Origin of the sequence: Couchioplanes caeruleus (genome assembly GCF_003751945.1) — a bacterium.
In the GTDB taxonomy this organism is placed as follows: Bacteria; Actinomycetota; Actinomycetes; order Mycobacteriales; family Micromonosporaceae; genus Actinoplanes; species Actinoplanes caeruleus.
Genome location: NZ_RJKL01000001.1, coordinates 5,558,965 through 5,585,900, shown reverse-complemented (window position 1 = coordinate 5,585,900; position 26,936 = coordinate 5,558,965). Strand labels below are relative to the sequence as shown.

The following is a 26,936-nucleotide window of genomic DNA, read 5'->3' as shown; positions in this document are numbered from 1 at the left end:
AACCGACCCTGAGTTCTCTCTGAGCTGACACCGGCAATGGTCACGACGGGGCCCGACGCGCGTACCGTTGGGGACGTGCCTGATATCCCGTTCGGCTTCAGCCTGCCGGGCGCCCAGCCGCCCGATCCCTCCGACCCGCAGCAGATGCAGCAGTTCATGAATCAACTGCAGCAGATGTTCGCCGCACCCGGGAGTGGCCCGGTCAACTGGGATCTGGCCCGCCAGGTGGCGGCCAGCCAGCTGAGCGCGACCGGCGACCCGTCGGTGAACATGTACGAGCACAACGCGGTCTCCGAGGCCCTGCGCCTCGCCGACCTGTGGCTCGACCCGACCTCGTCGCTGCCCTCGGGGGTGCGCGACGCGACCGCCTGGAACAGGAACGAGTGGGTTTACAACACCCTCGACGTCTGGAAGAAGCTGTGCGACCCGATCGCGGGCCGCATGGTGGGCGCGATGGGCGACCTCGTCCCGGAGGAGGCCCGCGCCCAGCTCGGCCCGATGCAGTCGATGGTGGCGACCCTCGGCGGCGCGCTCTTCGGCGGCCAGCTCGGCCAGGCGCTGGGCCAGCTCGCCGCGGAGGTGCTGTCGGCCGGCGACATCGGCCTGCCGCTCGGCCCGGCCGGCACGGCCGCCCTCGTCCCGTCCAACATCAAGACCTACGGCGACGGCCTGGAGATCCCCGAGGACCAGGTCAGGCTGTATGTGGCGCTGCGCGAGGCGGCGCACCAAAGGCTGTTCCAGCACGTCCCGTGGCTGCGCGCGCACGTGCTCAGCGCGGTGGAGACGTACGCGAACGGCATCACCGTCAACCGCGAGGCGATCGAGGAGGCGATGAGCCGGGTCGATCCCTCGGATCCCGAGTCGATGCAGGCCATGGCGCTCGAGGGCATCTTCACGCCCGAGGACACCCCGCAGCAGAAGGCGAGCCTGGCCCGCCTGGAGACGGCCCTCGCGCTGATCGAGGGCTGGGTCGGCCACGTCGTCGACAGCGCGGCCGGCGACCGGCTCCCGTCGGTGGCCGCGCTGAGCGAGGCGTTCCGCCGCCGCCGCGCCGCGGGCGGCCCGGCCGAGCAGACCTTCGCCGCCCTGGTCGGCCTCGAGCTGCGCCCGCGCCGCCTGCGCGAGGCCGGTGCCCTGTGGACGGCGGTCACGGAGGCCCGCGGCGTGCAGGGTCGCGACGCGTTGTGGGACCACCCCGATCTGCTGCCGACGGACGAGGACTTCGCCGACCCGGAGAAGTTCGCCCGCAGCCAGCTAGATTGGGACATTTCAGAGCTTGACAACCTGGGCAAGGGCGACGAACCGGGATCAAATTCTTGATGTCGTAGCTCGGTGGGCGGTGCGGACCGTCGCTCACGCCGAGGCCGGGCCCGGAGATCCAGTCGCCTGGCGGCTCCTGAACGGATCTCCGGACCCTTCATTCTGCGTGAGTGGCGGGCTCACCCACCCCAGGCGGTGGGTCACCCACCGGCCGCGCGCCCGCCGAGCCCACCGCAGGCAGCGGGTCAGTCACCGGCCGCGCGCCATGGTGCCCACCACCGACCGTGCCCTGCTGAGCCACCCACCCGGCTGACACTCGGCGGGTTACCCACGCGGCCGGCTGTCCGCGGGTCGGCCCCCGGCTGGCTCCCGGTGGGTCATCCGCCCAGGAGTGCGCGGGTGTTCTCCCAGCCTTCGAGGGCGGGGTCCAGCGAGGCGAGGTCGGCCGGCCCGCGCAGGCGCCGCCACTCCGGCGTCGATTCCACGAGGCTGGGCTGCGGCGCATGCCGGCGCAGGCTCATCGGAGTGGCCGAGTCGAGGTCCGTGTCCACCAGCCAGCCGGGAACGGGAAGCGTCGCGGCAACCCCCAGCACCCCGCCCCCGGACCCGGAGGGCGCCACGGCGACCGGCTTGCCACCCAGCGGCCGCAGCAACTTGCCCAGAATCATGCCCGGCACATCCGCGGCATCGGCGGCAAGCACGGCCGCCTGCTCGAACCCGTCCTTCTCCGCGGCGGCGAACACGGGCAGCACGGTAGCGGTGGCAACCTCGTAGATCGGCATGCCGGGCCACGCGATCTCCCGAGCCAGCGCCAGATCCCCGGCGGTCGCCGCGATGGCGGGCTCGGCCTGGGCCAGACGAGCCAGCAGGTCGACCACATCCTCGGCCAGCGCCGTACGCCACGCCACCCGATCGACGCCGGGCGGACTCCACACGACAGGGCTCAGCAGCGCCACCACGACACGTCTGGTCACGCCGTGAACGTTAGCGGCACCGCCCAGGACCCTCTCCCCGGCCGCCGGCCGCCGCGGGACCTCCGTGCCGGGCCGCCCGGTCAGTCGTCCGCGAGCACCAGGCCCGTGGCGGCGGAGATTCCCTCCAGATAGCCGCGGGCCCTTTCGGCCTTCGGGTAGCGGCTGACCAGCTCCCAGAACGCGGCGTTGTGGCTCGGCACGACCAGATGGGCCAGCTCATGCAGCAGCACATAGTCGATCACCCACTCCGGCATCTCCTGGATGCGATGCGAGATGCGGATCGTGCCGTCGTCCGGCGTACAGGATCCCCAGCGACCGTTCTGGTTCGTCACCCAGCGCACGCTCGCCGGATTCACATCGCGGACGTGGTCACTGAGGTAGCGAGCGATCAGCTTGTGCGCTCGGCCGAGCAGCTCGTTGTCCGTATGCCGGACGCGCTCCTCGCGGGCGGCCAGCCGGGCGAGCATCCGCGCGACCCACTCGGTCTCCTCGGCCCGGGAGAACCGGTCAGGGATGAGGACGACAACCCGCTCGCCCTCGCGATACGCGGACACCGTGCGACGACGGCGCTGGCTGCGCCGCACTTCGACGACAGGCTTGCGCGTCCTGGCCATTACCGGCTCGCGCGGCCCAGACTAGGGTTCACATTGCGACGTTAATCGGTCAGGCCCAGGTCGCCGCAAGGGTACGACAAACGACACGCACCCAAAATGTGAGCTTCGCCCCAGAAGATCCGAAAATATTTTGCATGCCCGCAACACACGAGCGCCGAACGGGCACGCTACACCCTCCCCAAGTCACCGTCACGACGCCCCTCAAACCTCGACCGCCGCCCCGAGGCCAGCCACCTCCGCCGCCACCCGTCGTCGGACCCGCGACCGGCATTCCGCTGGCGCTGACGCCCATGCGCCGGACCACCACTCCCGCTATGCCCGCCACCGCCCGTCGTCGGGCCCCGTGGCGGGGCACCCCGGTGCCGCGACCACCGATCCGGTAGACACCACCAGCCGCGGGACGTCACCTCTCCTCCCGCCCCCGGCCACCGACAGGGGCTGCCCTTCCCGGGACTCGCCATACCGAGCACGGCCCGGCCGCCGTCCGGCTCACCGGGCCGCACACGGCCCCTGCTCCTGGTCGCCGTCGGCCTGGCGCGTCCGGACCTTTCCGCGCCGGACGTCCCTTTTCTGCCGATGTGAAGTAATTCGTCGGCGTGTCCATACGCATCTGCCCAAAAAGGGTCATCTCGACCGGCACACTCACGACGTCGACGTCACCGCCGACGCTGCGCTGACATGGAAATGGCCGGACCTGGGTAGTGACCGCCCCGAGCGGGTGGCCACATCCACGTGGTCGCGGAGCGGTCCAGCGCCGAACACAGATCGCGGCCTGTCGCCGCGAGCAGGGCCTCGGGCAGGTCCAGGTCACCGACCTGACCGCTTCCCGGGGCATCGGGCCGACCCGGCCGACAACATGACGAGGAGGAACCGTGGCCGACAACACCTACAACGGCTACTGCGTGAAGTGCAAGGAGAAGCGCGACTTCCAGGGCACCGTCGAGGTCTCGAAGACCGGCATGAACATGGCCAAGGGCAAGTGCCCGGTCTGCGGCACGACGGTGAACCGCATCCTGGGCAAGGCCAAGGCCTGACCGGACGCTGCGGAAGGCGGGGGCGGCCGATGGCCGCCCCCGCCTTCGTCCCAGCCGTCGCGGTTCACCCGCACGAGTCGTAACCCGTGTTCAACCGGCAACGTTGAGTAGTTGTCCACCACCTCCGCGCCCCTGTGGATAACTCGCCCCAGCTTGTGGACAACCGAGGGCGGGCGTCCGGTCTGCCTGTGGATAACGACTCGCTGCGAATCGAGCTCGTGACACCCTGTCATGCATGAGCGGACCTGCCCTCTCCCGTCCCACCCTGCTCCCCGGTCTCCTGCGCACCTGGCGCGGCAGCTCCACGCTCCAACTCGGCGTCCGCACGGTCCGGGCCGTGCTCATCGATCTGCCCGATCCCGCCGCCGCCCGCCTGCTCACCCTGCTGGACGGCTCCCGGTCACAGCGAGAGGTCCTGCGCCGCGCGACCGCGCTGGGCGCTGCTCCCGCCGACGCCGAGGCCCTCCTCGACTCCCTGTCCCGCGCCGGGCTGGTGGTCTCGGCAAACGCCCTCTACCCCTCCGGCTCCGACGCCGAGCAACTGTCTGGCGAGGCTGCCGCCCTCGTCCTGGCCCCCGACCCCACCAGGGCGCCCGCGGGCCGGCTGTTCACACCGGACGCCGAGCCACCCGGCGGCCCGCCCCGAGTCCCAGATCAGCGCGGCACGTCCACAGACCCGCCCCACGTCCCAGACCAGTCCGGAACATCTTCGAGCCCGCCCCGAGTCACGAACCAGGGTGGAACGTCCGCGGCCTCGAGGGCGGTCGCGGATCCGAGCGGGACAGCCGGGGGACCGCTGCTGGCTGCGGATCTGGCCGGAACATCCGCGCGGGCGTTTCTCTCCGACCACCGGGATGGTCCCGCGGAGCGCACTCCGGACCGTGGAGCGCAGACCCTTGTCGCCGACGTTCTGCGTCGGCGGCGCGCGGCTCGGATTGTCGTCCGCGGCCGTGGCCGGCTCGGTGCGGGAATCGCGGTCGGTCTGGCCGAGTCCGGCATCGGGCACGTCCATGCCGATCTCTCCGGCGCCGTCACCCGGCAGGACCGGATCGCCGGCCCGCTGCGGGACACCCCTCCCGGGACGTCCAGGAGTGCGGCCGCTACCGCCGCCGTCCTGCTCGCCGTTCCCTCGACCGGGACCCGGGCCGTCCGTCGGGGCGGCGCCGACCTGGTCGTCCAGCTCGACCACGATCAGCCCGTCGCGCTGCTCGCCGCCGGGTACGCCCAGCGCCGCCAGCCGCACCTCGCTGTCGGGATCCGTGAGGCCGCGGCCGTGATCGGACCGTTGGTTCCGGGTGTCGGCGGACCCTGTCTGAACTGTCTGGACCTGCACCGCCACGATCGGAACCCGGACGCCGGCCGGCCCACGCCCGACCCTCGAGACGGCGAACCCTGTGCGGCGGCCACGGTGCTCGCTGCCACCGCGTACGCCGTCGCGCAGGTGCTCGAGTTCGTCGACGGGCTGGTGCCGGCGACGCTGGGAGCCGAGATCGAGATCGGTGCGCCGGGGCGGCTCCGGCGGCGGAGCTGGGCCACGCATCCGTGTTGTTTCTGTGTAGGAAGTCGCGGTCGGCCCTCGCGGGGCGGTCGAACGCCGCCGCGCCGGGCACAATGATCTGGTGACCGACATCCCGCGTCGTGCGGCATCCCGGACCGCGAAACTCGCCGCCCTCCCCCTCGGCTTCGCCGGGCGAACCGTGCTGGGGCTCGGCAAGCGGATGACCGGAATCGCCACCGACGTCATCTCCGCCGACATCCAGCAGCGCACCGCCGAGCAGCTTTTCAGCGTCCTGGGCCAGCTCAAGGGCGGGGCGATGAAGTTCGGGCAGGCGCTGTCGGTGTTCGAGGCGGCGATGCCGGAGGAGATGGCGGGGCCATATCGGCAGGCACTGACCAAGTTGCAGGAGGCGGCGCCGCCTATGCCGGTGGCCAGCGTGCACAAGGCGCTGGCCGAGCAGCTCGGGGCGGATTGGCGGGACAAGTTCGCCGAGTTCGACGACAGCCCGGCCGCCGCGGCCAGCATCGGGCAGGTGCACAAGGCGCTCTGGAAGCTGCCGCCCTCCCGCAAGGGCGCCAAGCCGAAGACGCTGCCGGTCGCCGTGAAGGTGCAGTATCCGGGCGCCGGGGAGGCCCTGCTCGCCGACCTCAAGCAACTGGGCCGGCTGGCCGGGATGTTCAAGATCATCCAGCCTGGCATGGACATGAAGCCGCTGCTCACGGAGTTGCGCGAGCGCATCACGGAGGAGCTCGACTACGCGATGGAGGCGGAGACGCAGAAGGCGTTCGCCGCCGCGTACGCCGACGACCCGGAGATCTTCGTTCCCCAGGTTGTCGCGTCGGCGCCCCGGGTGCTGGTGACAGAGTGGGTCGACGGCACGCCGCTGTCCAAGGTCATCAGTGACGGCACGGTGGCCGAGCGCGACGAGGCGGGCCGCCTGATGGCGACGCTGCACTTCTCGGCGCCTGCCCGGGCCGGACTCCTGCACGCCGACCCGCACCCAGGCAACTTCCGGATCCTGCCCGACGGCCGCCTTGGCGTGATCGACTTCGGCGCGGTCGCCCGCCTGCCGGACGGCCATCCCGAGCCGATCGGCCACCTGGTGCGCCTCGCCCTCGACGGCGACGCCGACGCGGTGGCCGACGGCCTGCGGGACGAGGGCTTCATCAAGCCGGACGACGAGCTCGACGCCCAGGCGGTCCTCGCCTTCCTGCGCCCGATGATCGAGCCGGTCGCGGTGCCGGAGTTCCGCTTCACCCGTAGCTGGATCCGCTCGGAGGCGACGCGTCTCTCGAGTCCCCGGTCGCCGGCCTTCCAGCTCAGCCGCAAGCTCAACCTTCCCCCGTCCTACCTGCTGATCCACCGGGTGACGCTGGGCTCGATCGGCGTGCTCTGCCAGCTAGAGGCTCAGGCGCCCTATCGCGCGATCCTCGAGGAGTGGCTCCCGGGCTTCGCCCCGGTGGAATGACGGACCGGCCCGAGACGGATCGGTACGGTCCGGTGACGTGAAACTCCGGACTTGGCTGAGCGCGGACAGCACCCCGGGCATTTCTCGGCGCGGAAAGCAGGACCCGACCACAGAGCTCGGCGCAAAAGGCACGACCCGGTCACAGAGCTCGGCGCAGGAAGCAGGACCCGGTCACAGAGCTCGGCGCAGAAAGCACGACTCCGGGGCACACCTCAGCGCGGAAAGCGGGAAAGAGCGGAAAGCGGGAAAGAAAGGGCCCCGCCCGCAGTGACTGCGGGCGGGGCCGTGGGATTCAGGTCGGTCAGAGGCGTCCACCCAGTTCCCGTGCGGCCCGGTGACGGGCCTCCATGGCGATCTGGCGTGCGGGACGGTGCGCCTCAGGGTGGTGGTCGGCCTGAGGCCGACGCATTCGTGCTCGCGAGAGCGCTTCTTGGATGAGTCTTACCTTGGGGCTTGCGTGCGAGGTCATGGCTACGTTTTCCGTCTTCCGGTAGGGGGTGGTGATGGTCATGTCATGCCGCCAGTCGGACCGAGCTGCGGGTCTCGAGGCCGTTGGCCGCGAGCCGCTCCTCGACCTCGACCGCGAGTTCGGCGTCGCGGGCGATGTCGACCTTGCGGGGACGGCCCCGGGGCCGCTTGCGCGGCACGACGGCACCGCGCTCGAAGATCTCGCCGCCCCAGACGCCCCAGGGCTCGCTCCGCTCGACCGCGCCGGCGAGGCACTCGACGCGCAGCGGGCAGTCCCCGCAGAGCGACTTGGCCAGTTCCAGCTGGGCCGGGGAGTCCGAGAACCACAGGTCCGGGTCGAACTTCCGACAGGGCAGGTTTGCCTCGATCTCGACGCTCACGTCGAGGGGGGCCAGCGCCAGACTCATAAAGCCCGGTCACCTCTCTCTTTCTCTCGATCTTCTGGATCGGTGGTGCTTGTCACTCCGGCCGGTGGGCCGGCAAAAAATTAAGGCCGCGGATCCCGGTTACGGGTTCCGCGGCCTCGAGGTGAGCCGGAGGTCTGATCGCTCAGACCGGCCTTCCTCGAGGCGGGACACCGCTGGCACCATCCGTCAGCTGACGCTTCATGGCGATGCCGTTGCTGCCCACGAACCCAGTGGTCCCGTTGCTTCCATCGACGGACACCAGCATCCGGACCAGCTCGGCCTGGATCTGGACCTGGTGCGCCTGCGAAGCCGGGGCCCGCTCGGCAACCAGGGTCGCCGCGGGGACATACGCCGTCGCGAGGACGGACGTCGCCACCGGGGCGGGAACTGGCAGGCACGAAGCGGACGGAGCGCAGACAGCAGCAAGCAGCGTCGACGGTCGCTCGATCGTGTAGTCGATCCTCATCGGTGCCACCTCCTCCAGTTCTTGCGCTCGGTTTCCAGACCCCGTCGAGCAGCCGCTCGCCAAGGTGTGACCTGAGGCTATGCCGTCCCTGCGAGGGAGGGCAAACGAATTAACGGACTAGTTTTCAAAGTTTTCTGCGACGAGCTCCGCGGGGCTCGCGCCGCCGACCAGAGCGAAGACCGCGGTGCCGTACTGGCCGAGCTTGCGGGGGCCGATTCCGGCGATGGCCAGCAGCTCCGCGGGCGTGGTCGGGCGGCGCTCCGCGATGGCCACGATCGTGGCATCGGTGAACACCACGTACGCAGGGACTTTCTGTTCGGCGGCGGTGTGCGCGCGCCACGACTGGAGCCGGGCGAACAGGTCTTCGTCCAGGTCGGACGGGCAGGTCGGGCAGCGGCCGAGCTTGCGGTCGGCGCCGGCCAGCAGCGTGGCGCCGCAGACCCGGCAGGAGACCACCTGCGTACGCCGAGTGACGGTTTTCCGACTCGCCGTCCCGGCCTTCTCGAAGGTGCGGTGCTGGGTGCTGCCCAACTGGGGCAGGAAGCGGCAGGGACGCCGGGTGCGTCCGCCCGAGGCCCGTGACTGCCCGTACGACAGCCAGAGCCACTGCCGGGCCCGGGTGACTCCGACGTAGAGCAGGCGGCGCTCCTCCTCGAGCTGGTCGGGCGTCTTCGCATACGTGGTGGGCAGCGTGCCGTCGGCGAGCCCGACGAGGAAGACCGCGTCCCACTCGAGGCCCTTGGCGGAGTGCAGCGAGGCGAGGGTGACCCCCTCGACGGTCGGGGCGTGCTGCTGCTCGGCGCGGCGGGCCAGTTCCTCGTTGAAGGCGGAGAGCGAGACGTCGCGTTGCACGGCGCCGGCCTGACCGATGGGTAGCAGCGCGGGGCTGCTCTCGTACTCCTCGGCGAGGGTGACGATCGCCGCGAGTGCCTCCCACTGCTCACGCTGCGCCCCACCCGGCGGGGGGCGGTCCCGGGCCCAGCCGGTCGCCGCGAGGGCGTCCACGACGGCCTCGACGAGCGGGGTCTCCCCCGGTGTGGAGCGCACGGCCGCGCGTAGCGCGATCATCGCCTGGCGGACCTCGGCGCGCTCGAAGAACCGCTCCGCGCCGCGGACCACGTACGGCACCTCGGCCTCGGCGAGCGTCTTCTCGTAGGTCTCCGACTGCGCGTTGGTCCGGAACAGCACGGCGATCTCGCTGGCCGGGGTGCCGGCGGCGATCAGCTCCCGGCAGCGGCGGGCGACGGCGACCGCCTCGGCGGGCTCGTCCGGGAAGATCTTGAGGTCGGGCTCGGCACCGGGCGGACGCTGGCCGACCAGTTCGAGCCGGAGCTTGGCCTCGGTGCCCCGGGCCTGCTTGATCACCGCGTTGGCGAGGCCGACCACCTGCGGGGTGGAGCGGTAGTCGCGGACCAGGCGCACGACCACGGCCTCGCGGCGCTGCCGCGGGAAGTCGACGAGGTAGGACGAGGTGGCGCCGGTGAACGAGTAGATGGTCTGGCTGGCGTCGCCGACCACGGTGAGGTCGTCGCGGCCGCCGAGCCAGGCCTCCAGCAGGCGTTGCTGCAGCGGGTTGACGTCCTGGTACTCGTCGACGACGAAGTGCCGGTACTGCGAGCGGACCTGCTCGGCGACGTCCGGGTGCTCCTCGATACCCCAGACCGCGGCGCGCAGCATGTCCTCGAAGTCGATCACGCCCTGGCGGCGCTTGAGCGACTCGTACGCGGCGAAGATCTCCGCGACCTTGGCGGCCTCGTACGGCGGCTCGCGCAGCGCCTTGGCCGCGGCGACCACGTACTCCCCCGGCTCGACCAGCGAGGACTTGGCCCATTCGATCTCGCTGGCCAGGTCGCGTGCGGCGGTGCGGTCGGCCCGCACGCCGGCCCGGCCGGCGGCCAGCGCGACCAGGCGCGCCTTGCTCTCGACGAGCTCGGGCATCGCCCGGCCCTCCAGCAGCCGCGGCGCGAAGTAGCGCACCTGGCGCAGGGCGGCGGCGTGGAAGGTGCGGGCCTGGACGCGGCCGGCGCCGAGGCCGGTGAGGCGGGCGCGCATCTCGGCCGCGGCGCGCGCGGTGAAGGTGACGGCAAGCACATGCCGCGGGCTGATGTCGCCGGACAGCGTCCGATAGGCGATGCGGTGGGTGATCGCCCTGGTCTTGCCCGTGCCTGCTCCGGCGAGGATGCAGACCGGCCCGGCGGGGGCGGTCACCGCCCGGCGCTGGTCGGGGTCGAGCCCGGCGAGAACCCGTTCCGCTGTCACAACCGGGAATCATGGCACCCGGGTCCGACGTTTGATCGGATGGCACAGTGCCAATGTGACCTCTGTCGAAGGGACCCACCCGATGTTGACCATGTACTCGACTCCCTGGTGCGGCTACTGCCACCGGCTGAAGTCGCAGCTCGACCGGGAGGGCATCTCGTACGTCGTCGTCGACATCGAGCAGGACCCCAAGGCCGCCGACTTCGTGATGAGCGTCAACGGCGGCAACCAGACGGTCCCGACCGTGCTCTTCGACGACGGCACGGCGCTGACCAACCCGTCGATCACCCAGGTCAAGGAGCGGCTGGCCGGCACCGGCGTGGCTGGTTGATCCGGCTTTCACCGACCCGCTGAGCGGTGCGGTGAGGCAACGGGCCCCGGCGACGAGCCGGGGCTTCCGCGTTCGCCCGAGCGCCTGACGACCGTCACCAGGAGGACGACGAGGAGCAGGGTGACGATCGGCGCGCCGGGGAATTTGACGAAACGGGTCAGGCCGCTGCCGTCGGGCAGGACCGAGAAGGCGGCGGCGACCGAGATCAGCATGACCGCTCGGACGCGGGTGGTGGTGGCCGCGAGCAGGGTCAGCGGCCACAACGCGTACCAGGGGTGGAAGACGGGGGCCAGGGCGACGAACGCGACGAGCGCGAGCGCGGCGCCGCGCAGGGCGGCACGGGCGGGGTCCGGGCTGCGGTACGCCCACCACCACAGCGCCACCAGTACGGCGGCGAGCAGCGCAAGAGCCAGGGTGCGGACCGCCGGGACGGCGTCGAAGCCGGGGTCGAACAGCCGCCCGATGTAGGTCAAGGTCATCCCGATCGCCGTGGGCGGTGAGGTGAACTGGATCAGGGAGCTACCGCCGCGCATCGCGGGAATCCAGCCGAAACCGAGCCCGCTGGTCACGGTCACCGCCGTGAGCACGGCCAGCGCCGAGCCGCCGACCGACGCGGCCGCCCGCCACAGCGGACGGGAAGCGGCCAGGACGGCGAACGGGACGATCACCACCGCCGTCGCCTTGACGGCAACGGCCAGTCCCAGCAGCGCCCCGGCCGCCAGCAGTGCGACCGGGTGCGAGCTCATCCGTACGATCAGAAGAAGCGCAACGACCGCCAGGCCCAGCATGATCGCATCGTTGTGGGGCGCGCCGAGAAGGTGTGCACCGATCAGCGGACCGGCCAGGCCCACCCAGAGCGCCAGCCGCGGCTCGACGCCGCAGCGGCGCGCCAGCGCCGGCAGGCCGGCCGCGATCGCCAGGATCGCGGCCAAGGTGATCAGGCGAAAGACGATCAGAGCGCCGGTCAGGCTGCCGCCCACCGAGATCGCCGCCGCGGCGATGACGATGAAGAGCGGACCGTAGGGGGTCGCGGTGTCGCGCCAGACCGGCGAGACGGTCTCCAGCCAGGTGCAGGGCAGGGCCCCCACTCCGTTCGTGTACGGGTCGACGCCGTGCAGATACATCTCGCCCTGGCACATGTAGGAGTAGATGTCCCGGCTGCCCACCGGCGGGACCAGCAGGAACGGGACCATCCACACCAGCGCCGTGGTCAACGCCCAGCGGGCCGAGGGAATGCAAGCGCGTCCGGCCCACCAGGCGTACGCCTGCAACGCGGTCCCGGCCAGCCAGAGACCGAGAATGGCCGGGCCGTAGGGACCGCGGGCGATGCTGACCGGCGTGGCGGCGAGGTCCGCCGCGGGTAGCGCACCACCGAGACACCCGGCGACGGCGAGCAGAACCGATCCGGCCAGTCCCAGGTAACGGAGGAATCTCGAGGTCACGACCACATGATCAGGATGGCCGGTGCTGACAAGATCAACCACCCTCGCCTCGTTGAGATCGGCGTCATAGCGCTCGGCATGCGGGGCGGGCACGGTGACGTGATCACGACAGCTCGGTGGTATCAGGCGTTCGCGGTTCGTGAGGCACGGGGTCAGTCCCCGACGTACGAGGCGCTGGCCATGGCGGTCGGTGCAGACCGGTGTGCCACCCTGCTGCCGGTTCTGGCGCGGCTGCCGCAGCCCCTCGCGCTGCTCGAAGTGGGCGCTTCCGCCGGGCTGTGCCTGTATCCCGATGCCTACCAGTACCGCTTCGGCGAGGACCCCCGGGTGCTCGGGCCGACGGACAGCCCAGTGCGGCTGACCTGTGCCGTCAGCGACGACGTTCCACGGCCGGCGTCGGTACCCACCGTGGTGTGGCGCGCCGGCCTGGACCTCAACCCGCTCGACGTCAACGACGACGACGATGTGCGTTGGCTCGACGCGCTGATCTGGCCGGAGCAGCAGCAGCGGCGCGAGCGGCTGCAAGCCGCCGTACGCATCGCCCGAGCGGATCCACCGCACCTGGTCAAAGGCGATCTACTCGCCGACCTACCGGCGCTGGCCGCCCAGGCGCCGACCGATGCCACTCTGATCATCTTTCACAGTGCTGTCCTGGCCTACGTGCCGCCGGACACCCGTCGCACCTTCATCGAACTCGTTCGTGGTCTGCGGGGACACTGGATCTCGAACGAAGGCGTGGGCGTCCTGCCTGAACTGGGAGCGACCGTCGAGATCGATTCCGCAGGTCCGGCGAGATTCCTGCTGGCGCTCGACGGCCGGGCCGTTGCTCGCACCGGGCCACACGGCCAAGAGATCCGATGGCTGGCCCCCCACGAGGCGTCCGTTTGATTCTCAGGGGCGGCCCATCCAGCGTTCTACGAGGTAGAACGCGATCGACGACCGCATGGGCAGGCTCAGCCGTACGCCGCTCGGCGGGTCGACGTAGTCCCCGGCGACCATCTGGGCGACCTCCCGCCGGGTGAACCACCGCGCCTCGTCGATTTCCTCGGGGTCGACGACGATCCGCTGGTCCTTGTCCGCCTCGGCGGTGAAGCCGAGCATCAGCGAACCCGGGTACGGCCACGACTGGCTGCCCTCGTACCGCAGCGACCGCAGCCTGACCCCGACCTCCTCGCGGACCTCGCGGACGACCGAGGCCTCGGCGGACTCGCCGGGTTCGACGTAGCCGGCCAGACACGAGAAGCGCCGGACGCCGTCCCGCGCCGGCCAGGCGACGTTGTGGCCGAGCAGGCAGGAGCCCTCCGGCCCGGCGACCCCGTCGTGCACCAGGACGATCATCGCCGGGTCGGTGCGCGGCCACATCTGCCCGCCCTCGGCGTCGAGCCGCGACCAGCCCGCCTCCGCGGCGGTGGTGCGCAGCCCGGAGCGCGGCGAATACGCGTGCGTGGCATGCCAGTTGCCCAGCGCGGCGGCCGTGGTGAGAATGCCGGCGTCGCGCGGGCCGAGCCGGTCGCCGATGTCCCGCAGGGTGTGCGCCTCGGCGTCGTCCACCTCGGGCAACGGCGCGTCGACGGCGAAGATCGGTACGCCGTCCGGGTCGACGCCCAGGAACAGGCGCTCGCCCTCCGGGGCCGCATCCGCGCCGACGAGCACGAGCGCGGGCTTGTCCGAGGTCGCGCCCGTCACCAGTGCGCGGCCGCCCTTGGCGATGTCGACGATCAGGACGAGACCGGTCTTCCACGCTTCGTTGAGCCAGTCCTCGTCGCGTCTGCGGTGCGAGGCGCGGTCGAGGGACGTACGGGCCAGCGGCGGGCCGCCGAGGCCCGGCTGCTGCTCACCGACGTCGGGCTGGTCCCCGGGCTGCTGGGATGAGAGGTTCACTGGGCGCCGCGCTCGACTGTCGTCAGGGTCGCGAGCCCGCTCTCGACCCGGTCCGCGTCGCCGAGGACGACGGTGACCGCCCGAGACGGCGCGAGGTAGCGCGCGGCCACCTCGGCCACCTGCTCGCGCGTCGCCGAGGCCAGCGCCGCCGAGTGCTCGGTGAGATAGCTCAGCCGCAGGCCGAAGCTGGCGTAGATGCTCGCCAGCCCGGCCAGGCCGGCCTGGGTCGACATGCCCAGCCGTAGCGTGCCCAGCGCGTACCGGCGGGCCTGCTCCAACTCGTCCGCGCCCGGCGGCAGGCTCGCGATCCGGCCCAGCTCGTACAGGGTCTCCAGCAGCGCCGGGCCGGTCACCTCGGTGGCCACCTCGGCCGCCACCACCAGCGCCGAGCCCGCGACGAAGTGTTCGATGGCGGTGTGCGGGCCGTACGTGTAGCCCTTGTCCTCGCGGATGTTCTCCACCCAGCGCGACGAGAAGTAGCCGCCGAAGACCATGTTGGCCAGTTGCAGCGCGGCATAGTCGGGGTCGGTGCGCGGCAGCGCCGGCAACGCCATGCGCATCGAGGACTGCACCGAGCCGGGGCGGTCGACCAGCAGCAGCGGGCCGGTCTCGAGCTCCGGCGTGGCGGGCACGTTGCCGTCGCGGCCGGCGCCGATCCAGCCGCCGAGGGCCTTCTCCGCCGCGTCGATCGCCTTCTCGACGTTGATGTCGCCGACCAGCACCAGCACCGCGCCGCCGGGCCGGACCCGGTCGGCGTGCAGGGCCCGCAACTGCCCCGGGCGTACGCCCTTGACCTGCTCCGGCTCCGGGGTCTGGATCGCGTACGGGTGCCGGCCGTACATCCGCTTGAGCAGCGCCGTACGGGCTAGATGCCCGGGCTGGCTCTGGGCGACCTGGATGTGGTCGACGAGCCGGTCGCGTTCGGTGGCGACCTCCTCGACCGGGTACGCCGCATCGGTCAGCACCCCGGCGAGGATCTCCAGCATCCGGTCCAGGCCCGAGGCGAGCGAGTTGCCGGTGACCAGCAGCCGGTCGGGATCCAGCCCGGCGGAGAGTCCGCCGCCGACCGCCTGCAGCTCGGCGGCGATGTCGACGCTCGACATCGTGGCCGTGCCGGTGAACAACGCCTGCGACAGCAGCGTCGCGCGGGCCAGCGGCGCCCGCCCGAACGGGATCCGCAGCCGCAGCTCGACCAGGGGCACGGCCGGCCGCCGGATGGCGATGACCGTGAGACCGCTGCTCAGGGTGCGCTCGGCCTGCTTCGGCAGCTTGATTTTGGAATCCGGCACGAGGTCCGGCAGGGTCCTGGCGCTCACTTGTCGACTCCCGGGACGATCTCGACGCATGCGCGGCCCTCGGGCCGCAGGGTGGCGGCGGCCGCGACGACCTGCGCCTCGGTGACCTCGCCGACCAGCTTCGGCAGCTCGTTGAGCAGCTCCGGCCGGCCGCGTTGCAGCTCGAGCACCGCCATCGGCAGCGCCCGGCCGAGCACTGCGTCGGTGTCGCGGAGCAGGTGCGTGGCCATGCGGGCCTGAGTACGGGCCAGCTCGCCCGGCGCGAGCCCGCCGGAGGCGAGCCGGTCGAGCTCCTCGTCGACGACCCGCAACACCTTGTCCGCGTCGCCACCGGGCGGAAGATGCGCCTGCAGCAGTAACGCCGTCGGGTTGCGGACCTGATATTCGTCGCCCATGAAGCCGAGGTAGCCGCCGACGCTGGTGACGATCCGGTCCCGCTGCACAAGCCGCTCGACCAGGCGGGAGGCGTCGCCGTCGGTGAGCACCTCGGCCAGCACCACGTACGGCAGGTAGGCGGTGAAGTCGGCGATGGGATCCGGCACCCGCCATCCCGCGGCGATCGCCGGGAGCGGGGCGAGCCGGTCCACGTAGCTCTCCCGGCGCTCGGCGCTCGGGCCGGGCTCGTCGAAGTCGGGCAGCTCCGGCTTCGGCCGGGCCGGGACGTCGCCGAAGTGGCGCTCGACGAGCTCGACGGTGGCGGCCAGGTCGAAGTCCCCGGCCACCGCCAACGTGGCGTTGCCCGAGGCGTAGTACTTGTGGAAGAACTCGGCCGCGTCGTCGACGGTCGCGCTCTCCAGATCGGTGAAGGAGCCGTATCCGTCGTGCGCGTTGGGGAAGGTCTCGAACATCACCGGGGGCAGCTTCAGCCATGGGAAGCCGCCGTACGGCCGGTTGAGGACGTTGACCCGGATCTCCTCCTTGACCACGTCCACCTGGTTGCGCAGGTTCTCTTCGGTCAGCCGGGGGCCGCGCATCCGGTCTGCCTCGAGGAAGAGCGCGCGCTCGAGGGCGCCGGCGGGCAGGATCTCGAAGTAGTCGGTGTAGTCGAGGTGGGTGGAGCCGTTGAAGCTGCCGCCCGCGCCCTGCACGTGCCGGAAGTGGGCGAGCTTCTCGAGGTTTTCCGAGCCCTGGAACATGAGATGTTCGAAGAGGTGGGCGAAGCCGGTGCGGCCCTCGGGTTCGGAGCGGATCCCGACGTCGTAGACCACGGCCACACCGACGACGGGCGCGCTGCGGTCGGGCGTGAGGACCACCCGCAAGCCGTTGTCGAGGGTGAACCGTTCGACCGGGTATTTCGTCGCGGGGATCTTCGTTCTGCGGGCCACCCCAAGAATCTAACCCCCCGCCACACCATCCGACGGGTACGCCCGGTCACCGGGTAGAGGCGGAGTGCTAGCTTTCGCGTATCGCAAGACCACGACATGAGCAAATGCATCGATATGAGCGAGGGACCTCAATGCCGGTTGAGCTGCGACTGGAATGCGCGTCGACCGAGGATGCGGAGTCGCTTCACCGCTGGCTCCGCGGCGAGCAGCGGGTACGCGTCGACGGACGGCTCGCGCGAGCCCGCAGCGACGACCCGGAGGCCATGGGCACCCTGCTGGACGTCCTGACCCTCATCATCGGCAGCGGGCTCTCCGCCGGTCAGCTCGCGCTCGCCGTGGCCTCCTGGCGGGAGGCGCGCCATCCCTCCCCCCACGTGACCATCGTGCACCACGCCGCGGACGGCACCACCACCCGGATCGAGGCGGAGGACCCCCAGGCCCTGGCCGACGCCCTGCAGCAACTGCAGGACCGCGAGCAGAAGTGACCCATGAGTGACGTGGCAGACCCGGCCGTCTCTCAGGTCGTGCTGATCGGCGTCGCGGCGTACCGCCGGCTCGCTCCGCTGCCCGCCGCCCGGCGCAACGTGACCGACCTGCGCGACCTGCTGCGCAGCGAGGATCTCTGGGGTGTGCCCGAGGAGAACGTCCACGTGCTGACCGACCCCGAGGATCCGGCCGAGGTGAGCCGGGCGATCCGGCGGGCGGCGGCCGCCACCGAGCGGGACGGGCTGCTGCTGGTGTACTTCGCCGGACACGGGCTCGTCGACGCGGACGACGACAACCTCATCCTCGGCCTGCCCGGCTGCGACGCCGAGGTGCCATACGAGCGGGGCGTCCCGTACGAATGGATCCGCCGCGCCGTCGCCGACACCCGGGCCCGGCGCCGGGTCGTCATCCTCGACTGCTGCTACTCCGGCCGCGCCGGGGCGGAGATGGGCGGGGACAGCACCGGCACCGACGCGGTCGCCGACAAAGCGGAGACCGACGGCACGTGCCTGCTGGTGTCCGCGCCCGCCAACCGGCCCGCCATGGCACCGCGGGACGAGGCGTACACCGCGTTCACCGGCGAGCTGATCCGGCTGCTGCGCGACGGCCTGCGACCGCCGCCGCCGGAGGCGATGCCGCCGGCCCTGACCGTGCACGCCATCTGGCGTACGGTACGCCGCGCCATGCTGCGCCGCGGGTACGAGCGCCCCGAGCTGCGCGCCCGGGACGCCGGCGGGGAGATCTCGCTGGTGCACAACGCGGCCGCGCCCCGGCACAACCTGGCCGGCAGCGTGCTCTACGCGGCGCCCTGGTTCGTCGACGACGACCTCGGCCAGCGGGTGGTCCTCGTGCTGCGGCACAACCAGACGGGCGCCCTCGGCGTGTGCATCACCCGGCCGGAAGGCGACCTCCCGGCCGACTTCCCCGCCTCATGGCGTCCGCTGCTGCGCAACCCGGTGATGCTGTTCCACGGCGGACCGGTGGCCCAGGACGGCTACATCGTGGTGACCCTGTTGCGCGCGGGCGTCCCGAAGCCCCTGCGGTTCACGCCGGTGCGCGACCGGTTGGGCACGATGCACCTCTCCGGTACGCCGGAGGACGTCTCGGAAAGCGTCGACGCGATGCGGGTCTTCATCGGCTACCTCGGCTGGCGGTCCGGGGAACTCGAGGAGTACCTCGACCGCGGCGCGCTGATCGCCAGCCGGCACACCTCCCGGCAGGTCTTCACCGAGCGCCCCGGCGAGCTCTGGCAGTCGCTGCAGGCGGGCCGATGACGACGACACCGGAGACGGAGGGCGGCGGGCTCAGCGCGGGCGAGCTGCTCCTGCTCGAACGGCTGACGGCGGCGCTGCGCGACGCCGACCAGATCACCCTGCTCGTCGGCTCGGGCCTCACGGCCAGCGCCATCCCCCGGGTGCACGGCGTCCTGGAGATCGCCGAGGGGTACGCCGCGGGCCGCAACGACGACGGGGCGCTGGAGCGAGCCCTGGCACAGGCCCGGGCCGAGCTCGTGGGAGCCCGGCCGATCGACGTGTACCGCGCGTACCGGCGGGTCTTCACCGACTGGGTCTCCGGCGACGCGTTCGACGTGATCGCGCAGCAGGCCGTGCTCAAGGCGTACGCGGCACCGGACCCGATGGAGTCGCCGCTGGCCACACACGGACTGGGCCAGCGCCTCGAGCGCGGCATCGGCGAGGGCGTGGAGAACGACCGCTTCTCGTGGCAGCTCCCCCGCGGCGTCCAGGCCCTGGGACACCTGCTCGCCCGCATTCCGGAGGCGTTCGACCACCGGGTCCTGACCACCAACTTCGACCCGCTGCTGGAGATCGCGATCCGCGACGCCGGCGGGCGGGCGGTGAGCCTGCCGCTGGACAGCCGGGGCAGCTTCGGACACACGGGCGGCTCCGACGGCGCCGTACGCGTCTTCCACCTGCACGGCTTCTGGCGGCCGACCCTGCACGTCCGCGGCCCGCAGTTGCTGCACGACCCAGCCCGCCTCGCCGACAACGCGCCGCTGGTGGCCACCACCGCCGACCTGATCCGCGGCGACACGGTGTGCGTGATCGGCAGCAGCGACTGGGCCGGCACGATCGCCGCGGCGCTGGCCCGTACCCGGCCGATGCGGGTGCTGTGGGCGCTCGGCGACGTGGACGCGGCCACCGCGCTGGACACGGCCGAGCGGCTGCACGACCGCACCGGCATCGCCGTGGAGTGCTTCCCGGCCGTGGACTCGGATCGGCTGTTCCCGGCGCTGGCCGAGCGCTCCCAGGTGCCCGTGCCCCCGCGCGCGACCGGCCTGCAGAACCGCGTGCGCCACCACATCTGGGAACGCCAGCTCGTCTCCCAGCCCGGCAGGCTGCCGCCGCGCGACGTTGCCGGCCTCCTGCTGCAGCTCGAACGCCGGTTCGGCTGGGTGACCCAGCTCAGCGGCACGGTCCAGCCCATCCGGATGCTCTGGCCGGTGCGGCTGCGCGCCCGCGCCTCGGTGATCCACATGGTGCAGGCGTTCGTGGCCGGCGCGCTGGCCCGCCTCGGCGTGGAGGTCCGGGTCTGCGTGGACGACGTCGGCTCCCGCAACCACGACGCGCAGGTGGAGTTCCGCGCCGACCTGGACCGGTGGATCGATCACACCGGCCACGGCGCGGTACGCGACTTCGTCAGCCTGTCGGAGTTCCTCGACCAGAGCACGCGGCTCCCGGCCGTGGACAGTCCCGAGGCCCTGCTGCGCCCGACGGATCCCTGGTCGGTGGCCCGCACCTTCTACGGCGACCACAACCCGTCGCTCTACAGCCTGCTGGCGGCGGTGAAGGCGGTGCCCAACCTGACGTCGTGGGACGAGCTCGAGAAGAACGCCTGGCCCATCCTGCAGTCGTTGCTGCGTACGGACGCGAAGAACCTGCTGACGCCGCTGACGCTGTGGCCGTACCTGAACAGCATGCTCTTGGAGAGCGCCACCAACGACGTCATGACGCTGGGCGGGCGCGACGAGGCGATCCTGTGGGCACAGTGGCGGCAGACGTTCGGGCTGGGGCCGGGGCATCTCTACAACCCGTACATCAAAAGTCTGCGCCACGACGCCCACATGCTGCGCTGGTCGTCGCAGGAGGAGCTGGGCCGCCACCTGCACCGCACCCGGGAGCTGCCCGGCTGGGACATCGAGGGCAGCTACATTCCCTGGCTGTTCCAGAACGCGCTCCTGCTGCCGGGATATCTCAACAACGAGCCGGTGCCGGAGACCGACGACTTCCCGCTGGACTCGTGGGCGGCGTTCGTCGCGGCGATCGAGGACGGCAAGCCCGTCCTCGACGATCTCGCCGCCCGGGTGACAGACCTTTTTCTCCGATGAAGCATGAAGTGTCCGTCCGGCGGTCGCGCTCCGGGGAGTACGGAGCTACCTTCGAACTCATGACTGCCACCGTGCTGGAGCGCGTCGGCCACCACCCCGCGACTGTCGACGACCACGCGGAGGTGTGCGTCACCGCACTCGGAAACGAATTGACCGCCTACCTGGCCGGCGCGACCACCGTCGCCGAGTTCCGGTCCTGGTTCGCCGCGCCGACCCGGCCCGGCTATGCGGTGCGCCGGCGCCTCGCCGCGGCCGCCGAGATCGTCAGCGTCTTCGAGTCCGCCAACCACACCGACCTGGCCGCCGCCTGGCTGCGGGAGGTTGACGCCGAGGGCTATGTCCCGGCACGGGTGCTGAGACTGTCCGAGGGCGACGAGACGAGCGTGAAGGCGCTGCTGGAGACCGCCGCGGCGTGGACGTTCAACTCCTCGGCGCGGTGACGCCTGCGCCGATCGCCCGGTCGTAGGCGGCCAGCGACCCGTTGAGGTAGCGGCTCGCGTGTCCCTCCAGGTCCACATGGGTGCGGAAGTGCCGCAGCACCGCACCGCGCAGGCCGATCCGGGGCAGCGCAAGAATCTTCTTGCCGCCCCGCGCCACGTCCTCCACGGCAAGCTCGCCCCGCGCGCTGATCAGCAGCGTCGAGTTGGGCGCCAGATGGGTGCCGGTGAGCCGGATGTCGATCGCCAGCGCCTCGGCCGCGGTCCGCCGGACCACCTCGTCGAGCACGTCCTGCACGTTCGGCGGCGCGAGTAGCGACGCCTGCCGCGGGCCCGCGGCCTTGCCCACCGGCACGACAATGTGCAGGACCCAGGTCGTCACGCCGAGTTCGATGAGTAGGTCGCGCAGGGCGAGCAGCCCGACGACCGAGGTGGTGCGCGCGGTGACCACGGTCTGCACGCTGCACGGGACGCCCGCCCGCACGGCCTGCCGGATCGCCTCCTGGGCATAGCCCGCCGCGCTCGTCCCGAGCGGCACGAACCGGCGGTTCGCCGGGCGCAGGGCGTCGTTCACGGCGGCGTCGGCGCTGTCCAGCGAGATGCGTACGTGCACCCGGTGACGCAGCAGCAGCGGCACGATCCGGCCGAAGTCGCCGACGCCGGAGGTGTCGAGCACGACCGCCTTGCCGGTCGCGGCGAGCCGCTCGACCAGCCGCGCGGTGCGGTCGATGCGGGCCAGCGGCTCGCCGCCGGTGACCACGCCGACCATCGCCGGGGTCGCGCCGGCGACCTGCAGCACCCGCTCGAGCCAGCGGGCGTCCTCCTGCTCGCGGTATCCGGTCATGAGGTCGTCGGCGTGGCAGTAGGTGCAGCGCAGCGGGCAGTGTGCGGTGGCGAAGCAGTTGACCACCAGCGGCTCGGTGACCTGCGGAAACGCGTCCATACGCCCGACCACGGAACGCCCGAAGAACGCGCAGCGCGGCGTCCGCGGCTCGGTGTCGCAGATGCCGAGCCCGGCCAGCGTGCGCACCTCGTCCTCGTGGCCCTCGAACCGGCAGGTGCGGCCGCTCAACCGGCGGACGACGGCCTCGTGCGCCGGGTCCAGGGCGAAGAAGTGGTCGCGCTGCGGGACGTAGGCGATCGGCCCGCGTACCCGCACTCCGGGTGCCAGGCGTACCGCCTGTGACGTGCGACGGCGTTCGGACAGGGCGAACACGGGCTGATAGTGCCACAGCCGGTGGCTTCCGCTGCCGCCTTCCCGACAGCGCGTGCGCGTTGTGTTCGTCACGGCGGCTTTCGCGCTGATTTTTCGGGTCCCCGATTCGGGTGACGAGCTTCCCATGATGCGGTCGGGGCTTGACGCCCTATTCCTGTCTGATCCACTATTCCCATCCAACAGATAGAGAAAGCAGACTTTCGCATCGCCGGACCGAGAGGACATTCACGTGTACGTCTCGGCACGCACCGACTACGCCGTCCGGGCCATGCTGGCGATCGCCGCCGATCACCCACATCTCGTCAAGGCCGCGGACCTGGCCGCGGCCCAGGACATCCCGCTCAGCTTCCTGCAGGGCATCCTGCTCGACCTGCGCCGCGCCGGCCTGCTGCACAGCCACCGCGGCGTCGACGGCGGGTACGCCCTGGCCCGGCCGGCCGATGAGGTCACCGTCGGCGACGTGGTCCGGGCCTCCGGCGGAGCGCTCACCACCGTTCGTGGCCTGCCCACCACGACCACGACGTACCACGGGGTCGCGACCGGCCTCAAGGACGTCTGGCTCGCGGTGGAGGAGGCCATCGAGGGAGTCGTGGACCACCGCACCCTCGCTGAACTCGCCGTTCCCGCGATACGAACCATTTAGGAGTGAGCATGAGCTCCCGCACCCTCCGCGCGCTTGCCCTGGCCGCCGCCGCCCTGGTCTCCGCTACCGCCCTCACCGCCTGCGGCGACGACGCCTCGGGCGACGCCGGCGGCGAGGCCACCGCCCTGCGGCTGGGTTTCTTCCCGAACATCACTCACGCGCCCGCGCTGATCGGCGTGAAGAACGGCCTCTACCAGCAGGCGCTGGGCAGCACCAAACTCGAGGCGAAGACCTTCAACGCCGGCCCGGCCGCGATCGAGGCGCTGTTCTCCGGTGCCATCGACGCCACGTACATCGGGCCGAACCCCGCCATCAACGGCTGGGCCACCTCCAAGGGCACCGCGCTGAAGATCATCGCGGGCAGCACCTCGGGCGGCGCCGGCCTGGTCGTCAGGGAGGGCATCAACTCCCCCGCCGACCTCAAGGGCAAGAAGATCGCCACGCCGCAACTCGGCAACACCCAGGACGTCGCGCTGCGCGCCTGGCTGAAGCAGAACGGCCTCAACGCCGACCAGCAGGGCGGCGGCGACCTCTCGGTGCTGCCGCAGGACAACGCGACCGCCGTCCAGGCATTCGCCCAGGGTGCCATCGACGGCGCCTGGGTGCCCGAGCCCAACCTGAGCCGCATGGTGCTCGAGTCCAAGGGCAAGATCCTGGTCAACGAGAAGGACCTCTGGCCAAACGGGCTGTTCGTGACCACCCACCTGATCGTCAAGCAGGAGTTCCTCAAGAAGCACCCGGACACGGTCAAGAAGCTGCTGCAGGGTCACATCGCCGCGGAGAAGTACATCGCCGGCGACGACGCCGGAGCCCAGAAGGCCGCCAACGAGCAGCTCGCCGCCCTGTCCGGCAAGCCGCTCAAGGATGAGATCCTCGCCGCCGCGTTCAAGAACCTGACCTTCACCAACGACCCGATCGCGTCCTCGCTCTACACCAGCGCGAAGCACGCCGAAGAGGTCGGCCTGCTCAAGCCCGTCGACCTCAAGGGCATCTACGACCTCGGCCCGCTCAACGAGCTGCTCAAGGCCGACGGTCAGCCCGAGGTCACCGACGCGGCCGCCTGACCGCCACTCACCCGCGGAGAGATCATGAGCATCGCGGAAGTCACCGATCTGAGAACCGAGGTCGTCCGCCTCGACCACGTGTCCAAGCAGTACGGCACCGGCGGCAACGCCCTGCTGGCACTGGACAAGGTCTCACTGACCGTACGCAAAGGCGAATTCGTGTGCCTGCTGGGCGCCTCCGGTTGCGGCAAGAGCACCCTGCTCTCGCTCGTGGCCGGCCTCGACCGGATCAGCGGCGGCACCCTCGACATCGGCGGCCGGCACGTCTCCCTGATGTTCCAGGAGGCGGCCCTGTTCCCGTGGTTGTCGGTCGCCGGCAACGTGGAGCTGGCCATGCGGCTGCGCGGCATCGGCAAGGCCGAACGCCGGCGGCGCGCCGCGGAACTGCTCGACATCGTGCGACTGAGCGGTTTCGGCGACAAGCGGCCGCACGAGCTCTCCGGCGGCATGCGCCAGAGGGTCGCCCTCGCCCGCGCGCTCGCCCAGGACGCGGACATCCTGCTCATGGACGAGCCGTTCGGGGCGCTCGACGCGATGACCCGCGACATCCTGCACGACGAGTTGGAGCGGATCTGGCGCGAGCAGCAGCTCACCGTCCTGTTCGTCACGCACAACGTCCGCGAGGCGGTGCGCCTGGGCGACCGGGTCATCCTGTTGAGCAGCCGCCCCGGCCGGGTCATCGAGGACTTCCCCGTGACCCACGAGCGGCCCCGGCGCATCGACTCCCCCGAGGTGGCCGGCCAGGCCGCCGAGATCACCGACCGGCTCCGCGCGGAGGTCGCCCGCCATGCAGGCTGAGATTCCCACCGCCGGCCCCGTCCGCGAGGAGGCCGGCCATGCAAGCTGAGATCCCCACCGCCCGGCAGGACTCCGATGCCGCCGACCGGGTCACCGGGCTCGACGCCCTCGAGTTGAGTGGCAGGAGCGACCGGCCCGCCCCCGGCATCCGGATCTGGAACAGCGCCTGGCCCAAGCTGCTGGCGATCGCCATCGTGCTCATCGCCTGGCAGCTCGTGGTCTGGGCGGAGTGGAAGCCGATCTACGTCCTGCCGGGGCCGCTCACGGTCTTCGAGGACCTCGCCGACGTGGTCACCACCGCGGCGTTCTGGGACGGCGTACGCCTGACCATGATCCGGGCACTGACGGGCTTCGCCCTGGCCGTCGCCATCGGCACGGTCCTCGGCGCGGCGGTCTCCCGGTTCGCTCCCCTGCGCGCGGCGATCGGCTCGCTCATCACGGGCCTGCAGACCATGCCGTCGATCATGTGGTTCCCGCTGGCCATCCTGCTCTTCCAGATCAGCGAGAGCGCCATCATGTTCGTGGTCGTGATCGGCGCGGCCCCTTCGGTGGCCAACGGGCTGATCAGCGGCATCGACTACGTACCCCGCACCTGGCTGCGGGTGGGACAGGTGCTGGGCATGAAAGGCTTCGCCAAGTACCGCCACCTGATCCTGCCGGCGTCGCTACCGTCGTTCATCTCCGGCCTGAAACAGGGCTGGGCCTTCTCCTGGCGCAGCCTGATGGCGGGCGAACTGCTGGTCATCGTGCCGGGTGCGCTGTCGATCGGCGTACGGATGCAGCAGGCCAGGGATCTCAACGAGTCGAGCCTGGTCATCTGCTTCATCATCGTGGTGCTGGTGATCGGCATCCTGATCGACGTGCTCTTCAACGCGGCGGACAACGCCCTGCGCAAGCGGTGGGGCCTGACCGGATCCTGATCGCCTTTTCACAGTGGGCGAACGGACTTCAGGACCTCGTCGATCACGTGGTCGAACTGCTTGTGCGTGCCGGGAATCGACACGTAGAGCACGGCCGCCGTCGGCTTGCCCACGTCGATGATCGCCACCGCCGAGCGCTCGTTCGTCACGGTGAGTCCCGGCTGCTGGAAGTGCAGCCGGAACTCGCTGAGCCACGCCGGCCGCCCGCCCAGCATGGTCATCTCATCCCGCAGTTGCTCCAACCGGTTCGGCTGCGGGTAGTACTCCGCGCGGACATCGGCGGCGACCTGGCGGCCGACGCACTCCAGGTTGAGGGTCACGGCATCGTTGTCCGCCGCCGGCACCGCCGCCGACAGGATCGAGGCATGGTACGTCCCGAGGCTGTACTGCTCGGTGATGAAGTGCTGGCCGACCTTGTACGGCACCTCCAGGGTGCCCGCGCGCCAGGTGGTGTTCCACGGTTGCCACGGGGCGCCGTATCTGCGGTAGGAGATTCCCGCCTCGGAGTCGGTGGTCCGCTCGCCGGTCAGGGGCGGTAGCCGGCCCGGCGGGACGACCGGAGCCTGGCTCGGGGGGACGGTCGGCGCCGGGCACATCCGGGCGAGCGGCGGGCGGACCTCGCTGGGGGCGGCGGCCTTGCTGCCGAACGGGTCGCCCTCCGAGCTCAGTCCGACAATCAGGATGACGGTCAGACCGATCGCCAGGATCGCTCCGGCGATTCCCGCGAAGATCTTCATCTGTGGCTTGCGACGTTGCGGCCCGTCGCCCCGGGGTTTTTCCGGTGGGGGCACCACCGGGGGCGCGCCGTGAACGGTGACCATGCCGGAGGCCCACGGACCGCCCTGCCACGACGGGGCGATGGGAGTCTGCGTGCTCTCGGACATCACTCCAGTGAACACCACCGCGGGTGTCGATGGGGCGCCGTGAGTTCTCCAGCTCCGTGGGAGGCCCGGGCTCGATGACTCGGCGCGACACCGTGGGAGAGCTCTGGGCGGCGTCGCGGGCTTCACAACGATGTCAGCCGCTGGATACCGCTTCCACCACGATCGTTGAGACCGGTGGGGTGGTCTCGACGATCGCCGGGCGGGCGTCGCCGTAGCTCACCGATCCGTACCAGGGCGCGAAGGCGACGAGGACCACCAGACCCACGCCGAGGACCGCCAACGCGAACACCAATGCCAGTTCGCGGCGTGCGGACAGGGTGTGCATGCAGGGCCTCCCAGGCGGCGCCTCACCCATCGCTTCCTCAGCGTGACCTCGGCAACGTTCAGCGCAGTCACCCATAAGACGTTCTGGACGACGTG

At 71.2% G+C, this 26,936-nt stretch carries 26 protein-coding genes; 14 read left to right on the top strand and 12 right to left on the bottom strand.

What is annotated here, in order from left to right; all coding sequences use genetic code 11:
* Positions 1 to 75 precede the first annotated feature (75 nt).
* Positions 76 to 1,320, top strand: a complete 1,245-nt coding sequence (locus tag EDD30_RS24940; RefSeq protein ID WP_071804133.1) for a zinc-dependent metalloprotease — start codon at positions 76 to 78, stop codon at positions 1,318 to 1,320.
* A gap of 317 nt (positions 1,321 to 1,637) precedes the next feature.
* Here the strand turns inward: EDD30_RS24940 and EDD30_RS24935 are convergent, their stop codons facing one another.
* Positions 1,638 to 2,234 (bottom strand): hypothetical protein, encoded by a 597-nt coding sequence (locus tag EDD30_RS24935; protein ID WP_071804072.1) that lies wholly within the window; start codon positions 2,232 to 2,234, stop codon positions 1,638 to 1,640.
* Positions 2,235 to 2,314: 80 nt separating this feature from the next.
* Positions 2,315 to 2,848: a M48 metallopeptidase family protein gene (locus EDD30_RS24930; protein ID WP_071804071.1), complete on the bottom strand. Its 534-nt coding sequence runs from the start codon at positions 2,846 to 2,848 to the stop codon at positions 2,315 to 2,317.
* A gap of 872 nt (positions 2,849 to 3,720) precedes the next feature.
* Here EDD30_RS24930 and EDD30_RS39320 point away from each other — a divergent pair.
* The 3 genes from EDD30_RS39320 (at position 3,721) to EDD30_RS24920 (ending at position 6,848) form a co-directional block, all read left to right on the top strand.
* Positions 3,721 to 3,882 (top strand): DUF5679 domain-containing protein, encoded by a 162-nt coding sequence (locus EDD30_RS39320; RefSeq protein WP_015625326.1) that lies wholly within the window; start codon positions 3,721 to 3,723, stop codon positions 3,880 to 3,882.
* A 235-nt stretch (positions 3,883 to 4,117) separates the two neighbouring features.
* Positions 4,118 to 5,497: a hypothetical protein gene (locus tag EDD30_RS24925; protein WP_071806903.1), complete on the top strand. Its 1,380-nt coding sequence runs from the start codon at positions 4,118 to 4,120 to the stop codon at positions 5,495 to 5,497.
* Positions 5,498 to 5,501: 4 nt separating this feature from the next.
* Positions 5,502 to 6,848 carry an ABC1 kinase family protein gene (locus tag EDD30_RS24920; RefSeq protein ID WP_071806904.1) on the top strand — a complete coding sequence of 449 codons (1,347 nt, stop codon included), beginning with the start codon at positions 5,502 to 5,504 and terminating at the stop codon, positions 6,846 to 6,848.
* A 512-nt stretch (positions 6,849 to 7,360) separates the two neighbouring features.
* On the opposite strand, the gene EDD30_RS24910 is transcribed toward EDD30_RS24920, so the two are convergent.
* The 3 genes from EDD30_RS24910 to EDD30_RS24900 form a co-directional block, all read right to left on the bottom strand.
* The gene (locus EDD30_RS24910; RefSeq protein ID WP_071806905.1) at positions 7,361 to 7,723 is read right to left on the bottom strand and encodes a WhiB family transcriptional regulator; all 363 of its coding nucleotides are present in this window, start codon (positions 7,721 to 7,723) and stop codon (positions 7,361 to 7,363) included.
* 142 nt (positions 7,724 to 7,865) lie between these two features.
* The gene (locus tag EDD30_RS24905; RefSeq protein ID WP_084556598.1) at positions 7,866 to 8,189 is read right to left on the bottom strand and encodes a hypothetical protein; all 324 of its coding nucleotides are present in this window, start codon (positions 8,187 to 8,189) and stop codon (positions 7,866 to 7,868) included.
* A 117-nt stretch (positions 8,190 to 8,306) separates the two neighbouring features.
* The gene (locus tag EDD30_RS24900; RefSeq protein WP_071806906.1) at positions 8,307 to 10,448 is read right to left on the bottom strand and encodes an ATP-dependent DNA helicase UvrD2; all 2,142 of its coding nucleotides are present in this window, start codon (positions 10,446 to 10,448) and stop codon (positions 8,307 to 8,309) included.
* Positions 10,449 to 10,530: 82 nt separating this feature from the next.
* Between EDD30_RS24900 and EDD30_RS24895 the strand changes: the two genes are divergently transcribed.
* Positions 10,531 to 10,779 carry a mycoredoxin gene (locus tag EDD30_RS24895; RefSeq protein WP_071806907.1) on the top strand — a complete coding sequence of 83 codons (249 nt, stop codon included), beginning with the start codon at positions 10,531 to 10,533 and terminating at the stop codon, positions 10,777 to 10,779.
* Between the two features lie 8 nt (positions 10,780 to 10,787).
* On the opposite strand, the gene mptB is transcribed toward EDD30_RS24895, so the two are convergent.
* Positions 10,788 to 12,221: a polyprenol phosphomannose-dependent alpha 1,6 mannosyltransferase MptB gene (gene mptB, locus EDD30_RS24890; RefSeq protein WP_084556601.1), complete on the bottom strand. Its 1,434-nt coding sequence runs from the start codon at positions 12,219 to 12,221 to the stop codon at positions 10,788 to 10,790.
* Positions 12,222 to 12,323: 102 nt separating this feature from the next.
* Between mptB and EDD30_RS24885 the strand changes: the two genes are divergently transcribed.
* The gene (locus tag EDD30_RS24885) at positions 12,324 to 13,109 is read left to right on the top strand and encodes a DUF2332 domain-containing protein (RefSeq protein WP_071806923.1); all 786 of its coding nucleotides are present in this window, start codon (positions 12,324 to 12,326) and stop codon (positions 13,107 to 13,109) included.
* A gap of 3 nt (positions 13,110 to 13,112) precedes the next feature.
* On the opposite strand, the gene nudC is transcribed toward EDD30_RS24885, so the two are convergent.
* The 3 genes from nudC to EDD30_RS24870 all read right to left on the bottom strand — a co-directional run bounded on the left by nudC (position 13,113) and on the right by EDD30_RS24870 (position 16,722).
* Positions 13,113 to 14,027: an NAD(+) diphosphatase gene (nudC, locus tag EDD30_RS24880; protein ID WP_071806924.1), complete on the bottom strand. Its 915-nt coding sequence runs from the start codon at positions 14,025 to 14,027 to the stop codon at positions 13,113 to 13,115.
* 71 nt (positions 14,028 to 14,098) lie between these two features.
* The gene (locus EDD30_RS24875; protein ID WP_071806909.1) at positions 14,099 to 15,448 is read right to left on the bottom strand and encodes a M16 family metallopeptidase; all 1,350 of its coding nucleotides are present in this window, start codon (positions 15,446 to 15,448) and stop codon (positions 14,099 to 14,101) included.
* On the bottom strand, positions 15,415 to 16,722 hold the full coding sequence (locus EDD30_RS24870; RefSeq protein WP_071806910.1) for a M16 family metallopeptidase: 1,308 nt from the start codon (positions 16,720 to 16,722) through the stop codon (positions 15,415 to 15,417). Before EDD30_RS24870 ends, EDD30_RS24875 begins: the two co-directional genes overlap by 34 nt.
* A gap of 131 nt (positions 16,723 to 16,853) precedes the next feature.
* Here EDD30_RS24870 and EDD30_RS24865 point away from each other — a divergent pair, with 131 nt between their 5' ends.
* Genes EDD30_RS24865 through EDD30_RS24850 form a run of 4 tightly spaced genes read left to right on the top strand, consistent with a single transcriptional unit; the run spans position 16,854 to position 20,994 of the window.
* A complete protein-coding gene (locus tag EDD30_RS24865; RefSeq protein ID WP_071806911.1) occupies positions 16,854 to 17,207 on the top strand; it encodes an effector-associated constant component EACC1 in 354 nt (117 codons plus the stop codon).
* A 3-nt stretch (positions 17,208 to 17,210) separates the two neighbouring features.
* Positions 17,211 to 18,482, top strand: coding sequence for a YqgE/AlgH family protein (locus EDD30_RS24860; RefSeq protein WP_071806912.1), 1,272 nt, complete (start codon positions 17,211 to 17,213; stop codon positions 18,480 to 18,482).
* On the top strand, positions 18,479 to 20,554 hold the full coding sequence (locus EDD30_RS24855) for an SIR2 family protein (protein ID WP_071806913.1): 2,076 nt from the start codon (positions 18,479 to 18,481) through the stop codon (positions 20,552 to 20,554). The genes EDD30_RS24860 and EDD30_RS24855 overlap by 4 nt, the downstream gene beginning before the upstream one ends.
* 59 nt (positions 20,555 to 20,613) lie before the next feature.
* Complete coding sequence (locus EDD30_RS24850) at positions 20,614 to 20,994, top strand: hypothetical protein (RefSeq protein ID WP_143162790.1); 381 nt, start codon at positions 20,614 to 20,616, stop codon at positions 20,992 to 20,994.
* Here the strand turns inward: EDD30_RS24850 and EDD30_RS24845 are convergent.
* Positions 20,975 to 22,207: a radical SAM protein gene (locus EDD30_RS24845; protein ID WP_071806915.1), complete on the bottom strand. Its 1,233-nt coding sequence runs from the start codon at positions 22,205 to 22,207 to the stop codon at positions 20,975 to 20,977. The genes EDD30_RS24850 and EDD30_RS24845 overlap by 20 nt on opposite strands.
* Before the next feature lie 229 nt (positions 22,208 to 22,436).
* On the opposite strand from EDD30_RS24845, the gene EDD30_RS24840 reads away from it, so the two are divergent.
* The 4 genes from EDD30_RS24840 to EDD30_RS24825 are packed head-to-tail and all read left to right on the top strand — an operon-like array spanning position 22,437 to position 25,632.
* Complete coding sequence (locus EDD30_RS24840) at positions 22,437 to 22,850, top strand: RrF2 family transcriptional regulator (RefSeq protein ID WP_071806916.1); 414 nt, start codon at positions 22,437 to 22,439, stop codon at positions 22,848 to 22,850.
* Positions 22,851 to 22,858: 8 nt separating this feature from the next.
* Positions 22,859 to 23,914, top strand: coding sequence for an ABC transporter substrate-binding protein (locus tag EDD30_RS24835; RefSeq protein WP_071806925.1), 1,056 nt, complete (start codon positions 22,859 to 22,861; stop codon positions 23,912 to 23,914).
* Positions 23,915 to 23,938: 24 nt separating this feature from the next.
* Positions 23,939 to 24,712, top strand: coding sequence for an ABC transporter ATP-binding protein (locus tag EDD30_RS24830; protein WP_071806917.1), 774 nt, complete (start codon positions 23,939 to 23,941; stop codon positions 24,710 to 24,712).
* 38 nt (positions 24,713 to 24,750) lie between these two features.
* A complete protein-coding gene (locus tag EDD30_RS24825) occupies positions 24,751 to 25,632 on the top strand; it encodes an ABC transporter permease (protein ID WP_211277867.1) in 882 nt (293 codons plus the stop codon).
* Positions 25,633 to 25,640: 8 nt separating this feature from the next.
* Here EDD30_RS24825 and EDD30_RS24820 read toward each other — a convergent pair whose 3' ends face one another.
* Positions 25,641 to 26,516: a hypothetical protein gene (locus EDD30_RS24820; RefSeq protein WP_071806918.1), complete on the bottom strand. Its 876-nt coding sequence runs from the start codon at positions 26,514 to 26,516 to the stop codon at positions 25,641 to 25,643.
* A 133-nt stretch (positions 26,517 to 26,649) separates the two neighbouring features.
* The gene (locus tag EDD30_RS24815; RefSeq protein ID WP_071806919.1) at positions 26,650 to 26,841 is read right to left on the bottom strand and encodes a hypothetical protein; all 192 of its coding nucleotides are present in this window, start codon (positions 26,839 to 26,841) and stop codon (positions 26,650 to 26,652) included.
* Positions 26,842 to 26,936: the final 95 nt, after the last annotated feature.

Bases quoted from the DNA above. Each gene is read 5' to 3' on its own strand.
- EDD30_RS24905 (WP_084556598.1), bottom strand. From the start codon at position 8,189: ATGAGGATCGACTACACGATCGAGCGACCGTCGACGCTGCTTGCTGCT.
- EDD30_RS24930 (WP_071804071.1), bottom strand. From the start codon at position 2,848: ATGGCCAGGACGCGCAAGCCTGTCGTCGAAGTGCGGCGCAGCCAGCGC.
- EDD30_RS24815 (WP_071806919.1), bottom strand. From the start codon at position 26,841: ATGCACACCCTGTCCGCACGCCGCGAACTGGCATTGGTGTTCGCGTTG.
- EDD30_RS24830 (WP_071806917.1), top strand. From the start codon at position 23,939: ATGAGCATCGCGGAAGTCACCGATCTGAGAACCGAGGTCGTCCGCCTC.
- EDD30_RS24835 (WP_071806925.1), top strand. From the start codon at position 22,859: ATGAGCTCCCGCACCCTCCGCGCGCTTGCCCTGGCCGCCGCCGCCCTG.
- EDD30_RS24910 (WP_071806905.1), bottom strand. From the start codon at position 7,723: ATGAGTCTGGCGCTGGCCCCCCTCGACGTGAGCGTCGAGATCGAGGCA.
- EDD30_RS24820 (WP_071806918.1), bottom strand. From the start codon at position 26,516: ATGTCCGAGAGCACGCAGACTCCCATCGCCCCGTCGTGGCAGGGCGGT.
- EDD30_RS24825 (WP_211277867.1), top strand. From the start codon at position 24,751: ATGCAAGCTGAGATCCCCACCGCCCGGCAGGACTCCGATGCCGCCGAC.
- EDD30_RS24850 (WP_143162790.1), top strand. From the start codon at position 20,614: ATGACTGCCACCGTGCTGGAGCGCGTCGGCCACCACCCCGCGACTGTC.
- EDD30_RS24855 (WP_071806913.1), top strand. From the start codon at position 18,479: ATGACGACGACACCGGAGACGGAGGGCGGCGGGCTCAGCGCGGGCGAG.
- EDD30_RS24895 (WP_071806907.1), top strand. From the start codon at position 10,531: ATGTTGACCATGTACTCGACTCCCTGGTGCGGCTACTGCCACCGGCTG.
- EDD30_RS24860 (WP_071806912.1), top strand. From the start codon at position 17,211: ATGAGTGACGTGGCAGACCCGGCCGTCTCTCAGGTCGTGCTGATCGGC.
- EDD30_RS24875 (WP_071806909.1), bottom strand. From the start codon at position 15,448: ATGCGTCGAGATCGTCCCGGGAGTCGACAAGTGAGCGCCAGGACCCTG.
- EDD30_RS24925 (WP_071806903.1), top strand. From the start codon at position 4,118: ATGAGCGGACCTGCCCTCTCCCGTCCCACCCTGCTCCCCGGTCTCCTG.
- EDD30_RS24865 (WP_071806911.1), top strand. From the start codon at position 16,854: ATGCCGGTTGAGCTGCGACTGGAATGCGCGTCGACCGAGGATGCGGAG.